The 21,703-nt window shown below is 65.8% G+C and carries 18 protein-coding genes; 10 read left to right on the top strand and 8 right to left on the bottom strand.

The window, feature by feature from the left end:
• Positions 1 to 191 precede the first annotated feature (191 nt).
• The 3 genes from GEMMAAP_RS07170 to GEMMAAP_RS07180 form a co-directional block, all read right to left on the bottom strand.
• The gene (locus tag GEMMAAP_RS07170) at positions 192 to 1,052 is read right to left on the bottom strand and encodes a dienelactone hydrolase family protein (protein WP_026850419.1); all 861 of its coding nucleotides are present in this window, start codon (positions 1,050 to 1,052) and stop codon (positions 192 to 194) included.
• A 107-nt stretch (positions 1,053 to 1,159) separates the two neighbouring features.
• Positions 1,160 to 1,750 (bottom strand): GNAT family N-acetyltransferase, encoded by a 591-nt coding sequence (locus tag GEMMAAP_RS07175; RefSeq protein WP_026850420.1) that lies wholly within the window; start codon positions 1,748 to 1,750, stop codon positions 1,160 to 1,162.
• A gap of 4 nt (positions 1,751 to 1,754) precedes the next feature.
• Positions 1,755 to 2,744, bottom strand: coding sequence for a threonine ammonia-lyase (locus GEMMAAP_RS07180; protein WP_026850421.1), 990 nt, complete (start codon positions 2,742 to 2,744; stop codon positions 1,755 to 1,757).
• Between the two features lie 191 nt (positions 2,745 to 2,935).
• Here GEMMAAP_RS07180 and GEMMAAP_RS07185 point away from each other — a divergent pair, with 191 nt between their 5' ends.
• From GEMMAAP_RS07185 to GEMMAAP_RS07195, 3 genes are all read left to right on the top strand, one after another.
• Positions 2,936 to 4,753 (top strand): multicopper oxidase domain-containing protein, encoded by a 1,818-nt coding sequence (locus GEMMAAP_RS07185; RefSeq protein ID WP_158514764.1) that lies wholly within the window; start codon positions 2,936 to 2,938, stop codon positions 4,751 to 4,753.
• A 47-nt stretch (positions 4,754 to 4,800) separates the two neighbouring features.
• A complete protein-coding gene (locus GEMMAAP_RS07190; protein ID WP_026850423.1) occupies positions 4,801 to 7,038 on the top strand; it encodes a carbohydrate binding family 9 domain-containing protein in 2,238 nt (745 codons plus the stop codon).
• 73 nt (positions 7,039 to 7,111) lie between these two features.
• Positions 7,112 to 8,023, top strand: a complete 912-nt coding sequence (locus GEMMAAP_RS07195) for a cyanophycinase (protein WP_026850424.1) — start codon at positions 7,112 to 7,114, stop codon at positions 8,021 to 8,023.
• Here the strand turns inward: GEMMAAP_RS07195 and GEMMAAP_RS07200 are convergent.
• Genes GEMMAAP_RS07200 through GEMMAAP_RS07215 form a run of 4 tightly spaced genes read right to left on the bottom strand, consistent with a single transcriptional unit; the run spans position 8,013 to position 11,762 of the window.
• Positions 8,013 to 8,933 carry a 4-(cytidine 5'-diphospho)-2-C-methyl-D-erythritol kinase gene (locus GEMMAAP_RS07200; RefSeq protein WP_053334369.1) on the bottom strand — a complete coding sequence of 307 codons (921 nt, stop codon included), beginning with the start codon at positions 8,931 to 8,933 and terminating at the stop codon, positions 8,013 to 8,015. The genes GEMMAAP_RS07195 and GEMMAAP_RS07200 overlap by 11 nt on opposite strands.
• A gap of 36 nt (positions 8,934 to 8,969) precedes the next feature.
• Positions 8,970 to 9,983 (bottom strand): lysylphosphatidylglycerol synthase transmembrane domain-containing protein, encoded by a 1,014-nt coding sequence (locus tag GEMMAAP_RS07205; protein ID WP_026850425.1) that lies wholly within the window; start codon positions 9,981 to 9,983, stop codon positions 8,970 to 8,972.
• A gap of 7 nt (positions 9,984 to 9,990) precedes the next feature.
• Complete coding sequence (locus GEMMAAP_RS07210; protein WP_026850426.1) at positions 9,991 to 10,998, bottom strand: Hpt domain-containing protein; 1,008 nt, start codon at positions 10,996 to 10,998, stop codon at positions 9,991 to 9,993.
• 23 nt (positions 10,999 to 11,021) lie between these two features.
• Positions 11,022 to 11,762: a pyridoxine 5'-phosphate synthase gene (locus GEMMAAP_RS07215; RefSeq protein ID WP_026850427.1), complete on the bottom strand. Its 741-nt coding sequence runs from the start codon at positions 11,760 to 11,762 to the stop codon at positions 11,022 to 11,024.
• Between the two features lie 115 nt (positions 11,763 to 11,877).
• On the opposite strand from GEMMAAP_RS07215, the gene GEMMAAP_RS07220 reads away from it, so the two are divergent.
• Positions 11,878 to 12,435: a hypothetical protein gene (locus tag GEMMAAP_RS07220; RefSeq protein WP_158514765.1), complete on the top strand. Its 558-nt coding sequence runs from the start codon at positions 11,878 to 11,880 to the stop codon at positions 12,433 to 12,435.
• A 66-nt stretch (positions 12,436 to 12,501) separates the two neighbouring features.
• Here the strand turns inward: GEMMAAP_RS07220 and mce are convergent, their stop codons facing one another.
• On the bottom strand, positions 12,502 to 12,912 hold the full coding sequence (gene mce / locus GEMMAAP_RS07225) for a methylmalonyl-CoA epimerase (RefSeq protein ID WP_026850429.1): 411 nt from the start codon (positions 12,910 to 12,912) through the stop codon (positions 12,502 to 12,504).
• Positions 12,913 to 13,013: 101 nt separating this feature from the next.
• Between mce and trxA the strand changes: the two genes are divergently transcribed.
• The 6 genes from trxA to GEMMAAP_RS07255 all read left to right on the top strand — a co-directional run bounded on the left by trxA (position 13,014) and on the right by GEMMAAP_RS07255 (position 21,699).
• Entirely contained in the window at positions 13,014 to 13,337 is a 324-nt protein-coding gene (gene trxA, locus GEMMAAP_RS07230) for a thioredoxin (protein ID WP_026850430.1), read from the top strand.
• A complete protein-coding gene (gene rsmI / locus GEMMAAP_RS07235; protein ID WP_053334370.1) occupies positions 13,330 to 14,259 on the top strand; it encodes a 16S rRNA (cytidine(1402)-2'-O)-methyltransferase in 930 nt (309 codons plus the stop codon). The genes trxA and rsmI overlap by 8 nt, the downstream gene beginning before the upstream one ends.
• A gap of 11 nt (positions 14,260 to 14,270) precedes the next feature.
• Entirely contained in the window at positions 14,271 to 14,996 is a 726-nt protein-coding gene (locus GEMMAAP_RS07240) for a DUF4159 domain-containing protein (protein ID WP_082821142.1), read from the top strand.
• Positions 14,997 to 15,003: 7 nt separating this feature from the next.
• Positions 15,004 to 18,648 carry a DUF4175 family protein gene (locus tag GEMMAAP_RS20515; RefSeq protein WP_026850432.1) on the top strand — a complete coding sequence of 1,215 codons (3,645 nt, stop codon included), beginning with the start codon at positions 15,004 to 15,006 and terminating at the stop codon, positions 18,646 to 18,648.
• Positions 18,649 to 18,724: 76 nt separating this feature from the next.
• Positions 18,725 to 20,398, top strand: coding sequence for a tetratricopeptide repeat protein (locus tag GEMMAAP_RS07250; RefSeq protein ID WP_145979040.1), 1,674 nt, complete (start codon positions 18,725 to 18,727; stop codon positions 20,396 to 20,398).
• A gap of 35 nt (positions 20,399 to 20,433) precedes the next feature.
• Positions 20,434 to 21,699: a hypothetical protein gene (locus GEMMAAP_RS07255; RefSeq protein WP_053334371.1), complete on the top strand. Its 1,266-nt coding sequence runs from the start codon at positions 20,434 to 20,436 to the stop codon at positions 21,697 to 21,699.
• Positions 21,700 to 21,703: the final 4 nt, after the last annotated feature.

Raw genomic sequence — 21,703 nt, forward strand, 5'->3', positions numbered from 1 at the left:
TCTAGACTGAAGACTCCAACTGAAAACTGAAGACTCCAACTGAAAACTGAAGACTCCAACTGAAAACTGAAGACTCCAACTGAAAACTGAAAACTCCCCGGGCATCACGCGATACCCGAGGGAGTTCTCAGTTCTCAGTTCAAGTCGTCAGTCGTCAGTTGGAGTTTTCAGTGCTCAGTATCCAACGGCCTTCACTTCAAATTCGCCTTGAAAAACGCCGTCGTCTTCTTGAACGCATCCTCGGCCGCCGCCTTGTCATAGGCCTGACCGCTGGGGTTGGCGAAGGCATGGTTGGCGTTGTCGTACACCGTGATCGTGACCGGCTTGCCAGCCTTGCCCATCTGCGCTTCCATGGCCCGCACGCTGTCGAGCGGAATGCCCGTGTCCTTGCCACCAAAGAGACCAAGGACCGGCGCCTTGAGGCGGGCGAGGTCGGTGGCGTTGGTGATGGGGGCGCCGTAGTAGATCACCACCGCATTCACGCCCGTGCCCGCGGCCAGTCCGGTGCGCAGCGACCAGTGTCCGCCAAAGCAGTAGCCCACCGTGCCCACCGACGTGGCGCCGTTGGCGCGCAGGTACGACACCGCGGTGGCGACGTTCTGTTCACCGGCGGCAATGTTGGACATGCCGGCCTGGTACAGCTTCATCGCCGCGTCGGGCGTGGAGGCCACCGAGCCACCAAACAGGTCTACGGCCAACACGGCGTAGCCTTCGCCGGCGTAGCGATCGGCCATCGCCTTGATGTTGTCGTTCAGTCCCCACCACTCGTGCACCATCACAATGGCCGGGCCAGTCTTGAAGTTGGCCGGCTTGGTGAGATAGCCCTTGATCTGCTTGCCATCGACAGTGGCGTACACCACCGACTCGCCCACCACCGCACGGCGTGGTGCAATCGTGGCGCCCGCCGATGCGGTGGGCGTTTCGTTCATGTGCTCGCGGTGCATGGCCGCGGCGTAGTCCGCCTGGGCGGGCTTGTTCTGGGCGGCCAGCGGAAGCGAAAGAAGCGTGCTGGCCACAACAAGGCCGGCGAAACGAACGGATGTCTGGGACATGGACGGACTCAGAGAAGGGGCTGGAACAGGGAAAGCACCCACCGCAGATAACACACTACTAAGGTAGTTGGTTTCCTGAACAGGCACGACGGTCGGCAGCGAACCGATCAGTCGAGCGCTCGTCGCATGCGTTCACAGGGCACCACGACACCATCGGGGAGCAACACCGGAACGGCCTCAACGGTCTCAAACCCCAGAGTGCGGTACAAGGGCACACCGGGCAGCGTGCCCATCAGTTCGAGGGCCAGAAACCCTGCCGCACGCGCTTCGGCAGCACAATGCTCGTACAACTGCCGAGCCAGCCCGCGCCGGGCGAAGTGCGGGTGCACAAAAAACGCCCGGATCCGCGCTGGTACAGTAGCCGGATCAACGGGCGCATCGGTACCGCCGTGATGGTGATGGCCGTGGTGGTGCTGCGCGGGCGTTGCGGCGCTTTCAGACGCCTTATGCTGGTCGCCACCAAAAAGCGTTTGCCGTCCACTCCAGCCGCCACACGCCGCGAGGGTACCGTCCACTTCAATCAGGAAATACGTCCCATCAGTTACCAGTTGCGAGTCGACGCCAAACATATGCTGCATGGCGCTCTCAATCTGCGCGGGGGTGTAGTAGCCCACCGCGAGTTGCCGCACGGAGTCGTTAATGAGCGCGTTGAGTGGCGCAATATCGGCCGCCGTGGCGCGGCGCAGCAGCACGGCCATGGCGTCAGGCCGCCCCAATGGCCCGCGCCAGAATGGCCGGGTCAATATTGCCCCCCGTGGTGACCACGAGCGTGGTGCGGTCGCGGGTGTCCAGTTTGCTGCTCAGCAGCGCTGCCAGCGCCGCCGCACCGCCGGGCTCAACCACCAGCTTGAGTTCGCGCACCGCAAAGGCAATAGCGCTCAGGACCTCGTCGTCGGTAACCCGCAACCCGGCCCCTACACGCGGCTGGTTGATGGAAAAGGTGAATTCGCCGGGAATGTCGGTCACAATGGCGTCGCATATGGAGCGCTTGCCCGGTTCGTTGGCCACACGATGCCCCAACGCCAATGACCGCGCCATGTCGTCAAACTCGGCCGGTTCACACGGGTGCACGACGGTAGACGGCGACACCGCTTCAGCGGCCAGCGCACACCCCGCCGTAAGCCCACCACCGCCGCAGCACACCAGGAAGGTGTCTGGGGTGTACCCCATGGCCTGCGCCTGCTCCAGCGCTTCCAGCGCCAGTGTCCCCTGTCCGGCTACCACATCGGCGTCTTCGAATGGCGGTACCACCGTGGAGCCACGCTCGGCGGCAATGCGGCCGCCAATCGCCACCCGATCTTCGGTATAACGATCATAGAGGACGACCTCCGCCCCAAATGCCCTCGTGCGCTCGATCTTGAGCGGCGGGGCATCCTTGGGCATCACAATCACCGAGCGCATCCCCAGCAGGGTGGCACTATAGGCCACGGCCTGCGCGTGATTGCCCGACGAATAGGCCACCACTCCGCGCTCCCGTTCCTCGGCGCTCAGCTGCAGCAAGCGGTTCAGCGCACCGCGCAACTTGAAGGACCCGGTGTGCTGCAACACCTCGGCCTTCAGCAAGACCGTCCCGCCGGCGACGGCGTCGAGGGCCGGAGAGCGGAGCAGCGGTGTGACGGCAGCGTGCGGCGCAATGCGCGCGCGGGCCGAACGGATGTCGGCGATGGATGGGGCGATGAGTGTGGAGGCCATACGGAAGTATCAGCAACTGTCGGGCGGCGGGCCAGCAGGCCGGGCAGGTGTTCTCGAATTCACGGGTGTGCGGGTGATCAGTGCAGTAGTCTTTTGTGCACGCCACCACGGTCGGATTCCTGTCTCCGGAGTACCTGATGTTCTCGCTGCCACTTGGATTGTTGTGGGGCCAGTTGTTAGTGAGTAGCGCTGTGCCCACCCCACCCCGTGCGGCGCCGGTGGCCGCCCCCAACGACAATCGCACCACCGTCGTGGGCACCGTGCCGGCGGTGGCGCTGACGCTGGTGGAAGCCCTCTGGAAGCCGGAGGGGGGGCAGGGCCCCGCGCTGAACGTGTGGGCCATGACGTCGTCCGACAGTTTGCCCGTCGTCCCGTCTCCACTCATCCGGATGGCACGGGGGCGTACGCTGCAGCTGCGTCTCACCAACACGCTGCGGGACACCATTGATGTGCACGGACTCCGGGCCACACGTGAGGCCAACGATGTGGTGGTGCTGTTGCCGGGTGAGTCGCGCACCATTTCGGTCACGTATGGGCGCTCTGGCCAGTTTCTGTATTGGGGCGGTCGCCATGGGCAGTCCTTTGACGATCGCGGATGGGAAGAAGGACAGTTGACGGGCGCGATTGTGGTCGACGATCCCCAGCAACCGCGCGGCGGCGATAGGGTGTTTGTCGTGACCGAATCGTTCAAGTTTGAAGAAGTAGCCGGACGTCGAGAGGTCGTTTCCCAGCTGGCGGTGAATGGCCTCAGCTGGCCGCACACCGAACCGCTGCGCTACGCCATGGGTGATTCGGTGCACTGGCGGTGGCTGAACGGTGCCACCATTCCGCATCCCATGCACTTGCACGGGTTCTACTACCGGGTCAGTGCCATGACAACGCTCGCCGCCGAAACGCGGACGCCTCCGGCGCGCCAGCCACTGGTGGTCACGCAATACCTGCCGCCGGGGAACACCATGCAGATGGCGTTCCTTCCCACGGAGCCAGGCAATTGGGTGTTCCATTGCCATTTCGCGCAACATGTGAATGGCGTCTCGACGGCCGATACCGTGTATCGCGATGCGGAGCGTCGGATGGCATACACCCTCGAGGGACGCCACATGTCGGGGTTGGTCATGGGGCTCACGGTGACTTCGCCGGAGCCGACCCCGGAGCGCGCAGCCACACGTCACCTCCGGCTGTTCATGGACAAGAAGTCCACACCGTTCACGCACGGCGGCGAGGGGGTGGCCTTTGCCCTCGCTGACAGCACCGGTGCCGTCGCGCAGAATGGATTCAGGGTACCGGCGCCGGTGCTGTTGCTCAAGCGTGGTGAGCGCGTGGCAATCACGTTGGTGAACCGGCTACCGCAGGCCACTTCGGTGCACTGGCATGGGTTGGAGATCGAGAGCTATCCCGATGGCGTGCCACATGTGAGTGGGCGCGATGGAAAACTGCTGCACCCAATTCCGGCCGGCGATTCACTGACGGTGAATTTCGCACCGCCACGCAGCGGGACGTTCATGTATCACTCGCACTTCAGCGAAGCCTCGCAGATGAATGGCGGGATGTACGGCGCCATTCTCGTGTTGGACGACCCGGCTCGGTATAGCCCGGCCACCGATCATCTGTTCGTCATCGGTGGCGGCGGCATTCCTGCGGTCCCACTGGGGACCGCGAGCCCGTGGGGATTGGTCAACGGACGGACCTCCCCGCCGCCGGTCTCCATGAAGGTGGGCGAGCGGCATCGGTTCCGGTTTGCCAGTATCCATCCCGACTGGGAAGTCCGTGTGACGCTGGGGACCCTTACGCAGGCCATGGCATGGACGCCGGTAGCCAAGGATGGCGCCGAGCTGCCAGCGGTATTGCGTACGCCGGTTCCTGCCACCTGGATGGGCGGCCCCGGCGAAACGGCCGACTTCGAGGTGACACCGAGCAGGCCGGGAGACTATCTGCTGCAGGTGCGTACGGAGAGCTCGGGGTGGTCCATCGTGATCCCGGTTACGGTGAAAGCGGTCGGACCGCGCTGAGCAGGAGCTGCGCCCAGCAGTCCGTTCCCGGCAGGCGTATATGAACGATGCCGAGCCTCTTCCTATCCCTGAAACGTCCCCGCTGGCAGCCACTGCTGTTGGCGGGGATCTGCTGTTTGGCCATCGTGCTGGCGCGCCCCTCCCAGATTGCCGCACAGCGTGCGGTGACGGTGAATGGGGTGGATCACCGGGTCTATCGCACGTCGCGCGAAATCACGCTCGACGGGCGCTTCACGGAAGCGGATTGGGCGCAGGCGGACTCCATCACGGACTTCCGCCAGCGAGACCCGGTCGAGGGCGCACCGAGCACTGAACGCACGGTGGTGCGATTGCTGGCGACGCCGGTTGGACTGGCCATTGGCTGGTGGTGCTACGACTCGGATGCGGCCAATATTTTGCGGACGCAGGTGCGTCGCGATGCGGAATTGCGCAGCGACGACTACGTGTCCATGGGCATTGATGGGCTGCACGACAAACGCAGTGCCTTCTATTTTCGCACCAATTCCAACGGCGCCATGTGGGACGGCGAGCATGTGGATGCCGAAACGGGAAACGAAAGCTGGGATGGCGTGTGGGACGTGCGTACCTCCATCACCGGGGAGGGCTACTTCATCGAGATGCTCATTCCATGGGCCACCTTGCGCTACGCCGAAGGCGACAGCGTCATGGGGATGAACTTCCGTCGGTTCATGCCACGGAAGAATGAAGAAACGCTTTGGCGCGCCTGGCGGCGAACCGAAGGGTTTCGGTTTCTCGAGCAGGAAGGGCTCATCGGGAATCTCGACGGCCTCCCTCGCCGGCCGCGTGTGGAAGCCCGTCCGTACATCTCCGGTGAATCACGACTCACGGAGCGACGGTATTTCGCGGTCTCGGGCGATTCCGTCTTGGCGCCGTCGGCCAGCGATGGCAATATCGGGCTCGATCTCAAGGTGCCGATCACCAACACCATTACGGCCGATCTCACCTTCAATCCTGACTTTGCTCAGGCGGAAGTCGATCGGCAGATCGTGAATCTCACCCGCTTTCCGCTGTTCTTTCCCGAGCAGCGTCCGTTTTTCACGGAAGGCTCGGCCATCTTTGATTTTGGTCGGCCGCGCGAAGCGCAGATGTTCTATTCCCGGCGCATTGGCCTGGGGGCGAGTGGTACGCCGGTCACCATTCCGGTGGGCGTGCGCATGCAGGGACGGGCTGGCAGTCGGCAAGTGGGGTTTTTGGCTGCACGCACGTCGGGTGACGAAAAAAGCTCAAACGCCGTGCTGCGCGTCAAACAGGACATTTTGGGGCGGGGCTACGTCGGTGCCATGGGCACCTTTGCCGGTGAAACCGGTCGTCCGGGCAGCGCGGCGGGAGGCGTGGACTTCGTGCTGCCGTACATCGTGCAGGGCGGACAAAATCTCATTCTGCTCGGCAACGCGGCCTTTAGTCGCGATTCTGCCGGAGGTGAGACAGGCGCCCACTACCGCTTCATGGTGGATTACCCCAACGACAACGCCGATATTGTCGTGCGCTTCGATCATATCGATGCGGCCTACGATCCCGCCTTGGGGTTTGTGCAGCAGCGGGGCATCAATCGTATTGCCGGCAATACGCAGTTCACACCGCGCCCCAAGAAGCGCAGCCGCTATATCCGGCGCTATGAATTCAACGTGGCCAGCTACGATCTGGTGTGGGGCGTCAACGGCGGGCTGGACAACGCCTCATTCTCTGTGAAACCGTTTGGCCTGCAGTTCCAGAACGGCGATCGATTGGAAACCACGGTGCGTCGGCGTTTCGATGCGCCCGACCAGACGTTTTCCCTGTTCACCAACGCCAATGTCGCTCCTGGGCAGTACTGGTGGACGCGCGGGGAGCTGCAGTACAATGGCGCCGAGGCGCGTCCGGTGAAGGTGACGCTGAACGTCAGCGCCGGCGATTTCTACAACGGGCAGTCGCGCGATGTGTCGAGCAGTGTTCGACTGCGTCGGGCGCCGCACATGCTGTTGACGTTGGAGGCGCAGATTTCGGATGTCACGCTCCCCGTGGCACGCTTCACGGCGAAGACCGTGCGTGTGCGTGGGGACTACGCATTCAATCCGCGCCTCAATGCCACACTGTTTGCGCAATGGGAGAACCAGTCGCAGCGCGCCAGCACCAACGCGCGCGTGCGCTGGACGGTGAAACCCGGCAGCGATCTGTATGTGGTGTGGAACAGTGCCTGGCCCACTGGGCTCGAGCGTGCCATTCCGTGGGCGCGTCCGGCACGCGGTGGTCTCGTGGCGAAGTATGTGTACTTCTTCCGGGCATAATTGCGCCGCTGGCGATGAGCTGGGCTTCATGTAGATTCGGCGGGACTCCACCCCGGATCCCACCATGCCCCCAATGCCACGCCAGCTGATCACCGGACGGCTGATAGCGGCGGTGCTGCTGTCAGCCGTTTGCCTGTACCCGTCCGTCATGGTGCAGGCGCAGTCGCCGCCGGCATCACCCGGTACATTGTTCATCGTGGGGGGCGGCACGCAGCCCACGTCGCTGGTCCAGGACTTTGTGCAGCGGGCCGGTGGCCCGGGCAAAGCGCGCATTGCCGTCTTTGCCATGGCCAGCACGGTTGGCGAACGGAGTGGAGAGGCCAAGGCCAACGATCTCCGGGCCATGGGGGTGGACGCTCAGGCCATCTGGATCACACGCGCCCAGGCCGACGAGGACTCGGTCGTCCACCTGCTTGATCGGGTCACCGGGGTGTGGTTTGGCGGTGGCGATCAGAACCTGCTCATCGCCGCGCTACGCGGCAGCAAAGTGGAGTGGGCCATTCGCGCGCGCTTCAACGCGGGTGCGGTCGTTGGCGGTACGTCGGCCGGAGCGGCGGTCATCTCGTCGCCCATGATTACCGGCGAAGAACTGCTGCGGCGCGACACCACCGAAACATGGACACGCATCCAGCGCGGGACCGTTCAGGTGGACAGCGGCTTTTCCTATCTCACCAACGCCATCGTGGACCAGCACTTTTTGCGTCGCAAGCGGCACAACCGGCTGCTGAGCCTCGTGTTGGCCGACGCGCCGCATCTTGGCGTGGGTATCGACGAGGGCACCGCACTCATTGTTGAGCCATCTGGGCTCTGGCGCATTGCCGGCGCCAGCGCCGCCCTCATCTTCGACGCCCGCGAGGCCACGCGCACCTCCGCGTCGTCGCCTGTGCTTGGTGCCGCCTCGGTACGCATGCATCTGCTGCCGCATGGGGCCACCTTTGACCCGCGCACGGGTACCGCGACGCTCCCGGCCGCGATCAAGCCGTAGCCGGTCCCATTGTGGTGGTGGTCACTACGCGAGCGCCCTCTGGCAGGTCGAGGGCCACCGTGGTGCCTACCGGGTGCAACACAAAGCAGGTAGCCCCGCTGCCGCTCATGAGCCCAACGGACGCGTGCCCCTGCGCGGTGAGTTGGCGAGCGACGTCGCGCACGGCCGGTAGCACCAAGGCCACACCGGCATGCAGCGACGGCACGACCTGCTCAAAATCGTTGGTGGCCAGCGCTGCCACAAAATCCCACGAGCCAAAAGCATCTGGCGGGTACGCGTAGGCGCTCACCGTCTCACCGCGGGCCACTCGCGCGTCGGCAAATGCGCCGTACGCGGCGCCGGTATTTACGCCCTCAGAAAACGCCACCAACGTTGCGGCCATGGCCGGAAGCGCAGGCAGCGGCAGCAGACGATCACCGCGCCCCCAACCCCAGGCCAACGCTTCTTCACTCACCAGAAACGGCACGTCCGCTCCAAGCCGTCCGCCAATCTCCAACAGCCGTGCCAGGCCAAGCGGGGTGGGGCAGAGCGATTCCAACGCGCGCAACACCGCCGCCGCATCGGCGCTGCCACCACCCAGCCCGCCCCCCACCGGAATGTGCTTGGTAATGGCAATCTGCCAATTCGTGCCCCACGCTGCGGCCGCACAGTACGCTTCGGCCGCGCGCCACGCGAGGTTCTGCTCGACGGGCCCAAGGCCGTTGGCGGGCATGCTGGGCCCGGCGCAGGTGAGCGATTTGGGGGCATCACTCACCGTCACGTCTACCACGTCGTGCAGCGCGAGACGTTGGAAGAGCGTTTCGATGCCGTGATATCCCGACGCTTCGCGCGCGAGAATACGCAACACCAGATTGAGCTTGGCGTGTGCGGTTTGTGTGCGCGAACGCGCGGCGGTGCTCTCTTGTCCCATCACGAACGTTCCTTCACCGGAGTAGCAGAGGGCGGCTCACGGGCCGGGGGCGCGTTGAGCCTGCCGGACTTCGCCCATATTCAGTCCGACGCGCGCGAAGTATATCGCGCCAATGACGGTGATGGGGATGAAGCTGAGCAGGTGATAGCCCAGCGCCCAGGTCACGGCAATTTCCTTGGGGACACCGTACACGGCCAGCCCCACGTTGGCGGCCACTTCAAACACCCCGAAAAAGCCGGGTGAGCTGGGGACAGCCACCCCAATGGCCAACACGCCCTGCAGAAAGAGCGCCGCACTCACGGGCACGTCCATCCCCACGGCCAGAAAGCCCAGCCACAGCGCCAGCGCATGCGTGAGCCAGTGCAGCACGGTCCAGAGCAGCACGGCTCCAAAGCGGCGGGAATCTTTAAGCACCGCCAGACTGCCCACGCCCAGTTCCACAAAGCCCACCACCGTATCGCGCTGGGCGGGCATGAGTCGCGCCGCCACGGCGCTGGTGAGGCCCACCACCATGCCGGGGCGCAAGACGATCACGTAGCACACCGCCAGGGCGGCTCCCACGAGCCCAACGCCACCAATGGCAATCTCACCCAGTGTGCGACCCGCCACCGTGGCCCCGGAGGGGAACCGGGGGTCGAGCATGGCGGCGAACATCATGGCAAACACCACCAGCGCATCAAAGATGCGATCGACGGCGAGTGACCCGAGGCTCGTGGTGAGGGCAACGGCTGGCACTTCCCGGGTGAGCGCAAAGGCCCGCGCAAACTCTCCGGCGCGCAGCGGGAACACATTGTTCATCATCACGCCAATGGCGGTGCTGCGCCACAACGGACCGTAGGGGACTACCCCGACCACGGGCTCCAGAATGGGCTGCCATTTCCGCGCTCGGATGGGCACAATGGCGGTGGCCGCCGCCGCGGAGAGCGCAAACAGCACCCCGTTTGCTGCGCGCAGCACCTCCCACACCGCCGCCAGCTCGACACCCCGCAGCGTCCACCAGAGCAGGAGGGCGCTGAGCAGAAAGCCGAGCAGGGTGCGGCCGGCCTTCACGCGCGCGTCAGGTAGTAACGGCCAGGTCGAGCAAGTCGCTCAGTTCCTCGAAGAGCGCCTGGGCGTCGGGCTGCGCGAGCGATCCCCGTTGCCAATGCACCTTGAGCTGATCGCGGACCTCGCGTGCCCGCGTGACCGCCGAGTGTCCGCGATAGAGCAGCGACTCAATGGACACGATGGCCACCTCGGGGGCCGGCGCCCCGTTCCAGGTGACATTGGCCTGCTTCACCTGCGCGGCCAGCTGGGCGTCGGTGAGTTCGCGGTTCATGAGCAGCTGGGCAAACCCTTGCACACCGGCGCGCTCGGCCGCATTGGCCAGCGGAGCGCGGGCCATTCTGGTGACCAGATTGGCGATGCTGGCGGCGCCATAGCTTTCCGCCACGTCGGCCAATCCCAGCAGGGCCCGGCGCACACCATCGGCCAACGCCAGCTGAGACGGTCCGGCCGGGCTGGTGGCCAATGCGGCCGCCTCGCGGGCCACGCCGTCGGCGGCAGCCGCGACGTCGCTGCGGAAGCGTTGGGCGAGGGTAATGGCCGGCGTCGGATTGCGCTGCAGAATGGCGGGCATGCCGTCATCCGGGAAAAAGCGCGAGATGGGCACGACCTGCGCCGTCGGCGATTCCGCCGGCGCCTTGGTGGCCAGATAGCCCGCGGCCACTGAGGCCAGGGCCACCGACTGCGTGCGGGCCCGTCGCTGCTCGCCCTCAGCCCACATGGGGGCCTTCTCCACCAGCTGGCGCAGTTCCGCCAGCGCCCCGCGCACCGCGAAATGCAAACGCTGATCCCAGCGCAGCTCCTGATCACGCAGCCCGGTGGCAATGCGCTCCAGGGTCGAGGCAAAGTCGGGGAGCCCATCCAGACGCGTCATGGTGGCGCTGCCGCGCAACGCGCGGGCGCTGGCCAGAAACGCTGCCGCATCAGGAGCCCCCGGATCGGTGAGCAACTGATCCAGCCGGTCGAGGTATTCCGTGGCTTCCTTCTGGAAGAACTCGATAAGCGCCTGCGGTGCACTCATGCGCGGGAGAGCTAAAGGAAAATTCAGAACCGATCGGCTTCGCGGGCGTCGTCCATGGCGGCACGAACCTCCCGCACGGCAGCATCCAGTCCGATAAAGATGGCGCGTCCGATGATCGCGTGCCCGATATTGAGCTCCTCGATCTCCGGAATAGCCGCTACCGGGCCCACGTTGTCCACCGACAGGCCATGGCCGGCGTGCACGGCCAGCCCCAACGACACGCCAAGGGCTGCCGCGTCCTTGAGTGCCTGCAGGGTGGCCGGGTTTCGCGGCGCATGCGCATACGAACCGGTGTGCAACTCAATCGCGTCGGCATCGACCGCCTTGGACAGGCGAACCGCCGCCGGATCGGGGTCAATGAACAGACTCGTACGGATCCCCAGGCGTTTCAGGCGTGTCACGGCCTCGCGCACCGCCGTCTCATGGCGCACCACATCGAGCCCGCCCTCGGTCGTCACTTCTTCGCGCCGTTCAGGAACCAGCGTCACCTGCGCGGGCCGAAGTGTTTCGGCGAGACGGAGCATGTCGTCGGTTATGGCACACTCCAGATTGAGGAGGGTGGTCACCGCGGCGGCCAGCCGGTGGATATCGTCGTCCTGAATGTGACGACGGTCTTCACGCAGATGGGCGGTGATCCCATCGGCACCCGCCTTTTCACAAAGCACTGCCGCCGCCACCGGATCGGGCGTCTCGCTGCGGCGGGCCTGCCGCACGGTGGCGACGTGATCGATGTTGACGTACAGACGCTGGTAGCGAAGCGACATCTCTGGGGTAGTCCTGGAAGAAGCGGGCGGGTCACTCGGACCGCCCTGACCACAAAAGGTACCGGCCCCTGGCCGGTTGGACATGTGCGGCACGGAATGGTGATAGCTTACACCATTGCACGTTTACACCGAAGGTAAGGAGGCCTTGGTGCTCGGACAGCAGCTCAAGATGCGAAAGGGGTTCACGCCGCGGGTGGCCATCATGGCCGTCGCGACCATCCTGTTCACCAGCGCGTGCGCCCGTCAGGCGGTTTCCACGGAAACCCGTTTGCCCGGCGCGACCGCCGTGCCCACGGTGGGCGGGACGCCAACGAGCATTGGTGGCAATACGGGGCGGGCGGCCGTGGAATCGTTCATGGCCGCCGTCAAGGCGCAGGATCTCCAGGCCATGTCCGGCCTGTGGGGGAACGGGAAGGGGCTGGCCCGCGACCAGTACAAGCGCGACGAACTGGAAAAGCGTCTTGTCATCATGCAATGCCTGCTCCAGCACGATCAGTTCCGCTTTGCCGAGAATGGCCCCCGACTGCAGACCGGCGGCCGGCAGGAGCACCTGATCGAGATCAAGAAGGCCAAGCTGGAAGCCCGGACCACGGTCATGACCGTCCCCGGGCCCGGTGGCAAGTGGCTCGTGGAAGACATCGACGTGAGCAAGCTGCGCGACTTCTGCCAGTAAGCGGTCGCCCCACAATGCCCCGGGCGGCCGTTCCGGCCCCCGGGCTATCCCCGCTGGACAGGCCGACTAGTATTCGGACAGTTCGACGAGCACCCCGCCGGTCGCGCTCGGATGCAGGAAGGCGATACGCTTGCCTTCGGCGCCAAGGCGTGGGGTCTCGTCGATAAGTCGGAGACCGGCGTCACGGCACTTCTGCAGCATGCCGTCGAGGTCGTCCACGGCGAAGCAGACGTGATGGATGCCAGGGCCGCGCTTGGCGACGTATTTCCCGATGGGTGTCGCCTCGGACGTCGAGTGCAGCAGCTCCACCAGTGATTCTCCGGCGGCGAGTCCCACAATCGTGGCGCCGTCGGCATCACTCAGGGGTACTTCAGGCATCTCCAGCACGTCTCGCATGATGGGGAGCAGCTCGTCGAGGGCGCGAACGGCAATCCCGATGTGGGCGATGCGCGTGCCGCGGCGAACGGAATCAGTCATGTCGGTCTTTATGGATCGGGGTGAACGATGCCGAATTCTAATCCTGTAAAGGGACACCAAGGCTGCGTGCCTCACGCGGCAGGTGACCCATGGAGCACACGATGGCGAACGCAGTCGAAGTGATGGACGATACCTTCGCGACGGAAATTGAGCAGCAGGCCGGTCTGTCGGTGGTGGATTTCTGGGCGACCTGGTGTGCCCCGTGCCGCATGATCGCCCCGATCGTGGAGCAGCTCGCGGCCGACTACGCGGGCAAGGTGAAGGTGGCCAAGCTCGACGTGGACAACAACCAGCGCACCGCCGCCAAGTTCAACGTGCGGTCCATCCCCACGATCCTGTTCTTCAAGGACGGGAAGCTGGTGGATCAGGTTGTGGGCGCGGTGCCGCGTCCCGCCCTCGAAGCAAAGTTCAAGGAGCATGCCTGAGGCTGACGTGAGTCAGCCCGGCACCACCCCCGATCTGCCGGCCGCTGAGGGTGCCTCGGCGCTGGCGGGGCGGGCGGCGGAACTCTGGCCCCAGGCAATCACGCCTGGGGCTTTGCACGTCGTAAGCACACCCATTGGGCACCTCGGGGACATCACCCTGCGGGCGCTGGCGGTGCTGCGCGAAGCGGCCGTGATCTGCTGTGAGGACACCCGGCACGCGCGCCCCTTGCTCGACCGCTACGGCATTGGCACCTCCACGCTGGCGCTCCACGAGCACAATGAAGCCAGCATGATTCCCCGGCTGCTCGACCGTCTGCGCGCCGGAGAAGGGGTGGCGCTCATCAGCGACGCCGGCACGCCCCTGGTCTCAGACCCGGGGGCGCGGCTGGTGGATGCCGCAATCTCGGCCGGGCTGCGGGTGGTGCCTATTCCCGGGGCCTCCGCCACACTGGCCGCTCTGGTGGCCTGCGGCCTCACGCCGCACCCCTTTACCGTGCTTGGCTTTCTCGACCGGAAGGGGAAGGAGCGGGAGAACGCCCTCGCCATGGCCGTACGCCTGCCTCATGCCGTGGTGCTCTTCGAGTCGCCCAACCGGTTGGTGGATACCTTGCGCGACCTGGCGGTGCTGGCCGGGACCGGGCGCGCCGTGGCCGTGGCCCGAGAGCTCACCAAGCATTTCGAAGAGATCAAGCGCGGAACGCTGGAGGAGGTCGCCGCGTATTACGAAGCGGTACCCCCTCGGGGAGAAATCGTGATCGTGCTGGCTGGCGCTACGGCCGCGGAACCCACGGAAGACGGCCTGCGCGCGACTGCCGATGCATTGCGCGCCGAGGGCTTCCGCCCGCGCGACATCGTTCGCATGCTCATGGACGAGCACGGCGCCAGTCGTAACCTTGCGTATCGTCTCGCCCACGACACCTGATCCGGTCCCGCATGCCACTCCCGCAGCGCCTGCTCCGTCCCGTCCTGCTCGCTGCGTGTCTCGCCGTTCCGGCCGGACTGGTGGCGGCGCGGCCGTTTGCAGCGCCCGTGACCGCAGCGACTGCTGGCCCCGGCCGGCTGGCCGTGGCGCGCCTGCAGTACGAAGGGGGCGGTGACTGGTACGCCAATCCGTCCAGCTTGCCCAACCTCATTCGCGCCATCGCGGAGCGTACCTCGCTTCCTATTGAGCGCGCCGAGGCCAAGGTCACGCTCACCGATTCGGCGCTCTTTGATTTTCCGTTTCTCCATGCCACCGGGCACGGGGAAATGAAGTTCAGTGAAGTCGAAGCACGCCGGTTGCGCGAGTACCTCACGCGCGGCGGCTTCCTGCATGTGGATGACAACTACGGGCTCGACGAAAGCTTTCGCCGCGAGATCGTGAAGGTGTTTCCCGATCGCCCGCTGGTGGAAGTGCCCACGTCGCACCCCATTTACCATCTCGTGTATGAGTTCCCCAACGGCCTGCCCAAAGTGCATGAGCACGACGGCAAGCCGGCCAAGGGGTACGGCATTTTCATTGGGAACCGGCTCGCGCTGTACTACACCTATTCCGCCGATCTCGGAAACGGCTGGGAAGACGTGGGCACGTATCCGGACCCACCAGCTATCCACGAGCAGGCGCTACGGCTTGGCGTGAATCTCTTTACTTACGCGGCCACCAGCCGCGTGCAGCCGTGATGCCCACATGACCGCACCGGCACTTGGTGGACTGCAGGCCGCGACACCCGCCGTTGGACGCGCACTCGAAACGCGCCTTGGCGGTGAACAGCAGGCGTTGGCAACCCGAGGGACGGCCGCTGCCGCGTTGGGCGCCGTCGCGGTGTTGGCGACAGGGCTGGCTCTCGCCGCCTTTGTGCTGGCCGACGGGCGGTGGCTCACTCTTCCCGCCCCGCTGCCGTTGCTGGCGGCCGTGGTGGCCGTGAGTGGTGCGGGCGCGATGTTTTTGTGGCGGTGGCGCAAGGTGCAGGCCGTACTGCAACTGCCGTCGCTGGCGGGCACCGTGGAACGCGAACAGCAGTTGCGCGAAGGCTCACTGCGTGGCGCGCTGGAAGTGGCGAGTACCGGTGCGTTGGGCGCCCGTGCTGCCGACGATGTCGCGCGTCGCCTTCAGGCCGGCCCACTGGTCCCGGCCCTGACCGGTTCGCTCACGAAAGCGTTGATGCTGGCCGCCGCAGCGGCGGCCGTAGGTGCGGCGCTCGTGGCTGGTGCCGCGCGCCTCGCGCCGGACGGGTTGGCGGCCGTGCTGCAGCCGGTGAGCGCATGGCGTGGTACGCTGTTGCCGGCGCTGGCCTTTGATGATCTCACCACCCGCGTCCCGCGCGGCATGCCGGTCACCGTGCGTGTGCTGGCCACTGGGCGACAGACGGTCACCATATCCCGGCGGGCCGAAGGGGAAGCGTGGAGTGATACGCTGCTGACCGTGCCGGAAAACGGCGTGGTCATGTTGGCGCTCGGGCCGGTGCGTGCGGCGACCTCCCTGCGTGTGTCCGATGGACGGTCGGAGGAGCTGTCGGCCACGCTGGTGGTGGAAGAGCGCGGCTGGATTGGGGAGGTGTCGCTGCGGGCCATCTATCCGGCCTACCTCGGTCGCGCCGACGAAACGCTGGAACCGGTACCGCCCCTGCGCGTGCCACGTGGGACGCAGATTCGCCTGCGGGCCATGCTGCGCGGTGGTGCCCGCAACGCCGTGCTGACCGACGGACGGAGCCGTGTGCCGCTCACGGCGGTCAACGGCGGCACAGGCGAAGGGGGCGTGGCCGAAGGGCTGTTCACCGTTGATCGTGATGGCGCGTGGCAGTGGCAGGCCGAGGCGACGCCGCGGGCCGATGGCGCGGTGTTGCCCCCAGAACTCCCGGATTCATTGCCGTTCACCGTCATTCCTGATCAGGTGCCCGCTGTGGTAATTGTGGCGCCGGCCACCGACACGGCCATTGGGCCCACGGGTGAAGTGGCCGTGATTGTGGATGCCGGTGATGATCATGGCGTTGCACGGGTGCATCTGGTGATGTGGAAGGAACTGGCCAACGGCGGTGGCTCCATTACGCGTGAGCGGGTGGAGGTGGCTACGCCGCAATCGCCGGTGTTTGAAGGCGGCACGACCATCACGTTGGACGGGCGTGGGCTGGAGCCGGGCGACAAGCTGCACGTGACCGCCGTGGCCACCGACGACTCGCCGTGGGCGCAGCAGGCACAGAGCGCCGAAGTCATTCTGCGCATGCCAACGCTGTCCGAGCAGCGCGCCATGGCGCGCTCCATGGCCGACTCATTGGCCGCCAAGGCGCTCCAGTTGGCACAGCAGGAAAAGCGGTTGCAGCAGAACACTGCCGACGCCTCACGCAGCCGCGACCTCAAGGCCAATGGTGGCGATCAGTCTTCGTCGAACGGTGCCAAGAGTGATGCCGCCAAGCAGATGAGCTTCACGCAGGCGGAGAAGGCCAAGCAACTCGCGCGCGATCAGCAGCAGCTGTCGGCCAAGGTGGATTCGCTGCGCATGAACGCCAAGGAACTTGAGTCTCGACTCAAGAACGCCAACGCGCTCGACACCACCATGGCGTCGCGCATGCGCGACATCCAGAAGATGCTGCGCGATGCCATGACGCCCGAAATGCAGAAGCAGCTCGAGGCGCTGAATAAGAATTCGGACAAGCTGAGCGGCTCCCAGGCCCAGCAGTCCATGCAACAGTTGGCCGACGCGCAGAAGCAGATGCGCGAGCAGCTCGAGAAGAGCGCCGAAATGCTCAAACGGGCGGCGTTGGAAGGCGCCATGCAAACACTGCGCGACGACGCCAAGGAGCTGTCGAAGGCGCAGCAGCAGATGGCCGACCGCATGGACGGCAAGAACGACGGCAAGTCGCCGCAGCAGGGGCAGGGCAAGCCGGGCGAACGGAGCACCACGCCGGCCAACCAGGACCAGGACCCCCGTTCGCTGGCCGACCGGTCGCGCGATTTGGAGCGTGAAGTGCAGGCGTTGGCCAAGCGTCTCGAAGAGGCGGGGGCCAAGCCCGGCGCATCCAAGACCCGCGAAGCGCAGCCGCTGGCCAAGGAAGCCGCCGACGCCATGAGCAAGGCCGCCGAGCAGCAACGGCAGCAGCAACAGGCGCAGCAGCAGGGCCAGCAAGGCCAGCAACAGCCCGGCCAGCAACAGCAGGGTCAGCAAGGACAACAGGGCCAGCAGGGCCAGAAGCAGCAAGGGCAACAGGGCCAGCAGGGGCAGCAAGGCCAGCAGGGCCAGCAAGGGCAACAGGGTCAGCAGGGCCAACAAGGCCAGCAAGGCCAGCAAGGCCAGCAGGGTCAGAAGTCGGGGGCCGAACAGGCCCGTCAGGCCGCCGAGGCCATGGAGCGTGCGGCACAGCAGCTGTCGCAGGCGCGCGACGCACAGGTGAATGCGTGGAAGGGGGAGCTGTCCGATCAGCTCGACCAGTCCATCAACGAAACCATGCAGCTGGCGCGGCAGCAGGCCGAGTTGGAGAAGAAGATGCGCCAGCAGGGGCAGCAAGGCGCGCAGGGCATGCAGGGGGAGCAGAGCGCCCTGCAGCAGGGTGTGCAGCAGGCGGCCGAACGGCTCGAAGAAGCTGGTCGCTCGTCGTCGTTGCTGTCGCAGCGTTCGCAGAAGCAGATGGGTGAAGCGCAGCGCCGGGTGCAACAGGCCACGCAGGCCATGCAGCAGGCAGGGCAGGGACAGCCCGGCGGCAGCGAGCAGGCGCAGAATGCCATGAAGGACGCCACCGAGGCGCTCAACCAGGCGCTCAGCTCACTCGTGCGCGACCGCGAACGCGTGAACAACGCGCAGTCGGCCTCCGGCTTCACCGAAATGATGGAGCAGCTCAAGCAGCTTGCTCAGCAGCAGGGGCAGCTTAACAGTCAGATGCAGGGGCTCAACATGATGCCGGGCGGCGCCAAGGGAGATCAGGCGCAGCAACAGGCGCGTGTGCTGGCGCGGCAGCAGCGCGAAGTGGCGCGCAGCCTCAACGACTTCTCCGACGCCGACGAAACCGGCCGCACGGATGCCCTCGCCAAGGAAGCGCAGCAGCTGGCGCAGCAGCTTGAACGGGGCGGGCTCGACCCCGCCGTGGCCGCGCGTCAGCAGCAGCTCTATCGTCGCCTGCTCGACGCCGGTCGCTTCCTCGAACAGGAGGAGCGGGATGACCAGGGACCGCGTGAAGCCAAGGCGGGGAACGGCGCCGGTGGTCGTGTTGATGGGTCGCAGTCTGGGAAGGCCGCCAGCAAGTACGCGCCGCCCACCTGGAACGACCTGCGTGGCCTTGGCCCCGACGAGCGTCGTCTGGTGGTGGAATACTTCCGCCGACTCAATGGCAGCACACCGCCGTAACAGCGGGCGTTCGCCGCTTCGCCGTTGCTGCGCCATTGCTCTCGGTGCGGTGGTTGCGGCGTGGCCGCTTCCTGCTGTGGCGCAGGCTACGACGCCGGCCACCAGCGCCGCCGACGCGCTCACACGCGCGCTGGAGGCAGAAGACAAGCGCAACACCGCCGTCGCCTCTGTCGCCTATCGTGAGGTGCTCCAGCGCGCGCTCACCGTTGGCAACACCGATGGTGATCGGGTGGCGCTGGCCATCCTCGGGCTCGAGCGCGTGTGGGTGGATGCCGGAATGCTCGACTCCATCGTGCCGGTGGTGACGCGGGTGCTGCAGCTCCGCCCCAACGATCCCACGGCGCGTTCGGTACAACTGCGCACCCTGGTCACCATGGGGCGCGACAGCGACGCGCGCGAAGCCTTTACCACCTGGCGTCGGGCGGCCGGCAACGATGCCGCCCCCTTTCGCGAGTACGCTCGGCTCCTCATGCAGCAGGGACGCACGCTGGCGGCCGATAGTGTGCTTGCTGACGCGTCGCGGCTGATGGGCGCCGGTGGCGCCCTCTCCGGAGAAACGGCGCAGTTGCACATTGCGCTGCAACGGTGGGTACCGGCAGCGGCCGCGTTTCGCGAATCGCTCACCGAGCAACCGTGGCTCGAAACGGCGGCGCTCTTTGGTTTGCAGCGGGCCCCTGCCACCGTTCGCGATTCCATTCGTACCGTGTTGCTGGCCGACCCCGTTACGCTTGGCCCGCGTCGTGTCCTGTCGTCGCTGGAGTTTGCCTGGGGCGAACCACGTCGCGCGTGGAGCGCCATCAGTACCGTGCCCTCCAACGATTCCACCACGGCGGCCTGGCGAGGATTTGCCGAACGCGCCGAGTTGAACGAGTCGTGGCTGGTGGCGCGCGACGCGTGGATGGCGGTGCTCGACAAGGCCGGCGATCTCGAGGCGCAGCAGCGCGCTGCCGATGCCGCGTTACGGGCCGGTGATGCGGCCGGGGCACTCGCACTGGTACGCCGCAAAGCCACCGGCGCCGGCAAGGGAACCGACAGCCTGCGTGTCAGGGCCCTGCTGGGGCTCGAAATTGCCGCGCTTGGTGAGTTGGGGCGCGGCGCCGAAGCCCAGCAGCAACTCAACGATGCGGCCCGGAAATTGGACCCCGATACGCGGGCCGCGTTGGCGCGCCCACTGGTTGGCGCCTGGTTGCGCGCCGGCGATGTGGAGCGGGCCCGCTCTGCCATGCAGGGGTCGGACTTGGTGGACGACGACGAAATGGTGGGCTGGCTGGCGCTCTACGACGGCGATCTGCTCACGGCCCGCAAGCGACTGGTACGCGCGGCCTCCAGCCGACCGGAGCTGGTGGATGCCCTCGGCATTCTGGCGCGCACTCGCGTGGACCAACTGCCCGGTGTAGGACAGGCATTTGTGCTGTTGGCGCGGAAGGATTCCACGGCGGCGGCCACGCGGTTTGCGCAGCTGGCAGATTCGGTCGGGAACGCTGCGCCGGCATTTCTGGCCCAGGCGGCAAGACTCTCGCCACGCGCCGGGGCCGTCAGTATCCACGAACGTATCGTCCGCGACTTCCCCAAGAGCCCCGAAGCGCCCGAATCGCTCCTGGCCTGGGCGCGCGCGCTACGCGATGCGGGCGACAAACCCGGGGCCATTGCCAGACTCGAACAGTTGCTGGTGGAGTACACCACCAGTGCACTGGCGCCGCAGGCGCGACGGGATCTCGAGCGCCTCAAAGGCATGGTGCCGCCGCTGTAAGGGCGCGCCACCAGACAACCAGGATACATTTCGGCATGCGCATGTCGCGGCTCTTTCTCCTGTTGGCCCTCTTCCTGAGCGGCGCGCCCCTCGCGCACGCGCAGCATCTGCTGCTGCCCATGGACGACGGGCAGCGCAATCACCTCAAGGCATACGGGGTCACGTACCAGGCGCTGAAGGCCGGCCAGAAAGCGGAGTGGCTGCTCAACTACCGCGGCGGTGCCTTCCTGCTCCCCGATGTCCCGGATCTCCGTAAGCGCGCCGCACTCGATGGCGTGACCGTGGAACCGTACACCGACGCCAACGTGGCGGCCGCGCGCGCTGAAATTGCCGGCGGCAACATGGACGCCGTGGTGCTCGAGCGCGCACCGAAGATTGCCATTTACCGTCCGGTGGATCAGCCACCCTGGGACGATGCCGTGACGCTCGCGCTGACTTACGCCGGCATTGAATTCACGTCGGTGTGGGATGATGACGTGATGAAAGGCGATCTGTCCAAGTACGATTGGGTGCACTTGCACCACGAAGACTTTACGGGACAGTACAACAAGCTGTATCTCGCCTATCGCGATGCCCCGTGGTTTGTCGCGCAGCGTGAACGTGATCTCTCCACTGGTCGCAAGTTCGGCAAGAATGACGTGCCAGGGCTCAAGAAGGCGGTCGCCGACAACATTCGCGGCTTTGTGGATCGCGGCGGCTTCCTCTTTGCCATGTGCGGCGCCACGGAGTCGCTCGACCTGTCCATTGCCTCACTGGCCGTGGACATCGCCGGTCCATTCTCCGATGGAACGCCGCCCGCGGCCGACGCCGACGCGCGTCTCGATTGGACGCGCGCGCTGGCCTTTCAGGGCGCCCACGTGGAGCCCTCGCCGTATGTGAATGCCCTCAGTGACATTGACGGGCATCAGGTCAACGTGCCATCGCGTCGTCAGCCGCTCGGGGCGTTCTCCCTGTTCGGGTTTTCGGCCAAGCTGGACCCGGTGGCCACCATGTTGGTGCAGAACCATCGCACCGTCATCTCCGACTTCTACGGCGTGACCACCAGCTTCAACAAAGCGGTGGTAAAAGCCAACGTGACGGTGCTGGCGCAGGAAGAAGGCGCGCCGTGGTCCAAGTATCTGCACGGCGACTACGGCAAGGGTTCCTGGACCTTTCTGGGTGGGCACGACCCGGAAGATCCGCAGCACGCCATTGGCAGCGCGCCCACCGATCTGTCGTTGCACCCCAATTCCCCGGGCTATCGCCTGATCCTCAATAACGTCCTCTTCCCGGCCGCCAAGAAGAAGCCGCGGAAGACGTGATGGA

It is taken from the genome of Gemmatimonas phototrophica (genome assembly GCF_000695095.2).
Classification (GTDB): Bacteria; Gemmatimonadota; Gemmatimonadetes; order Gemmatimonadales; family Gemmatimonadaceae; genus Gemmatimonas; species Gemmatimonas phototrophica.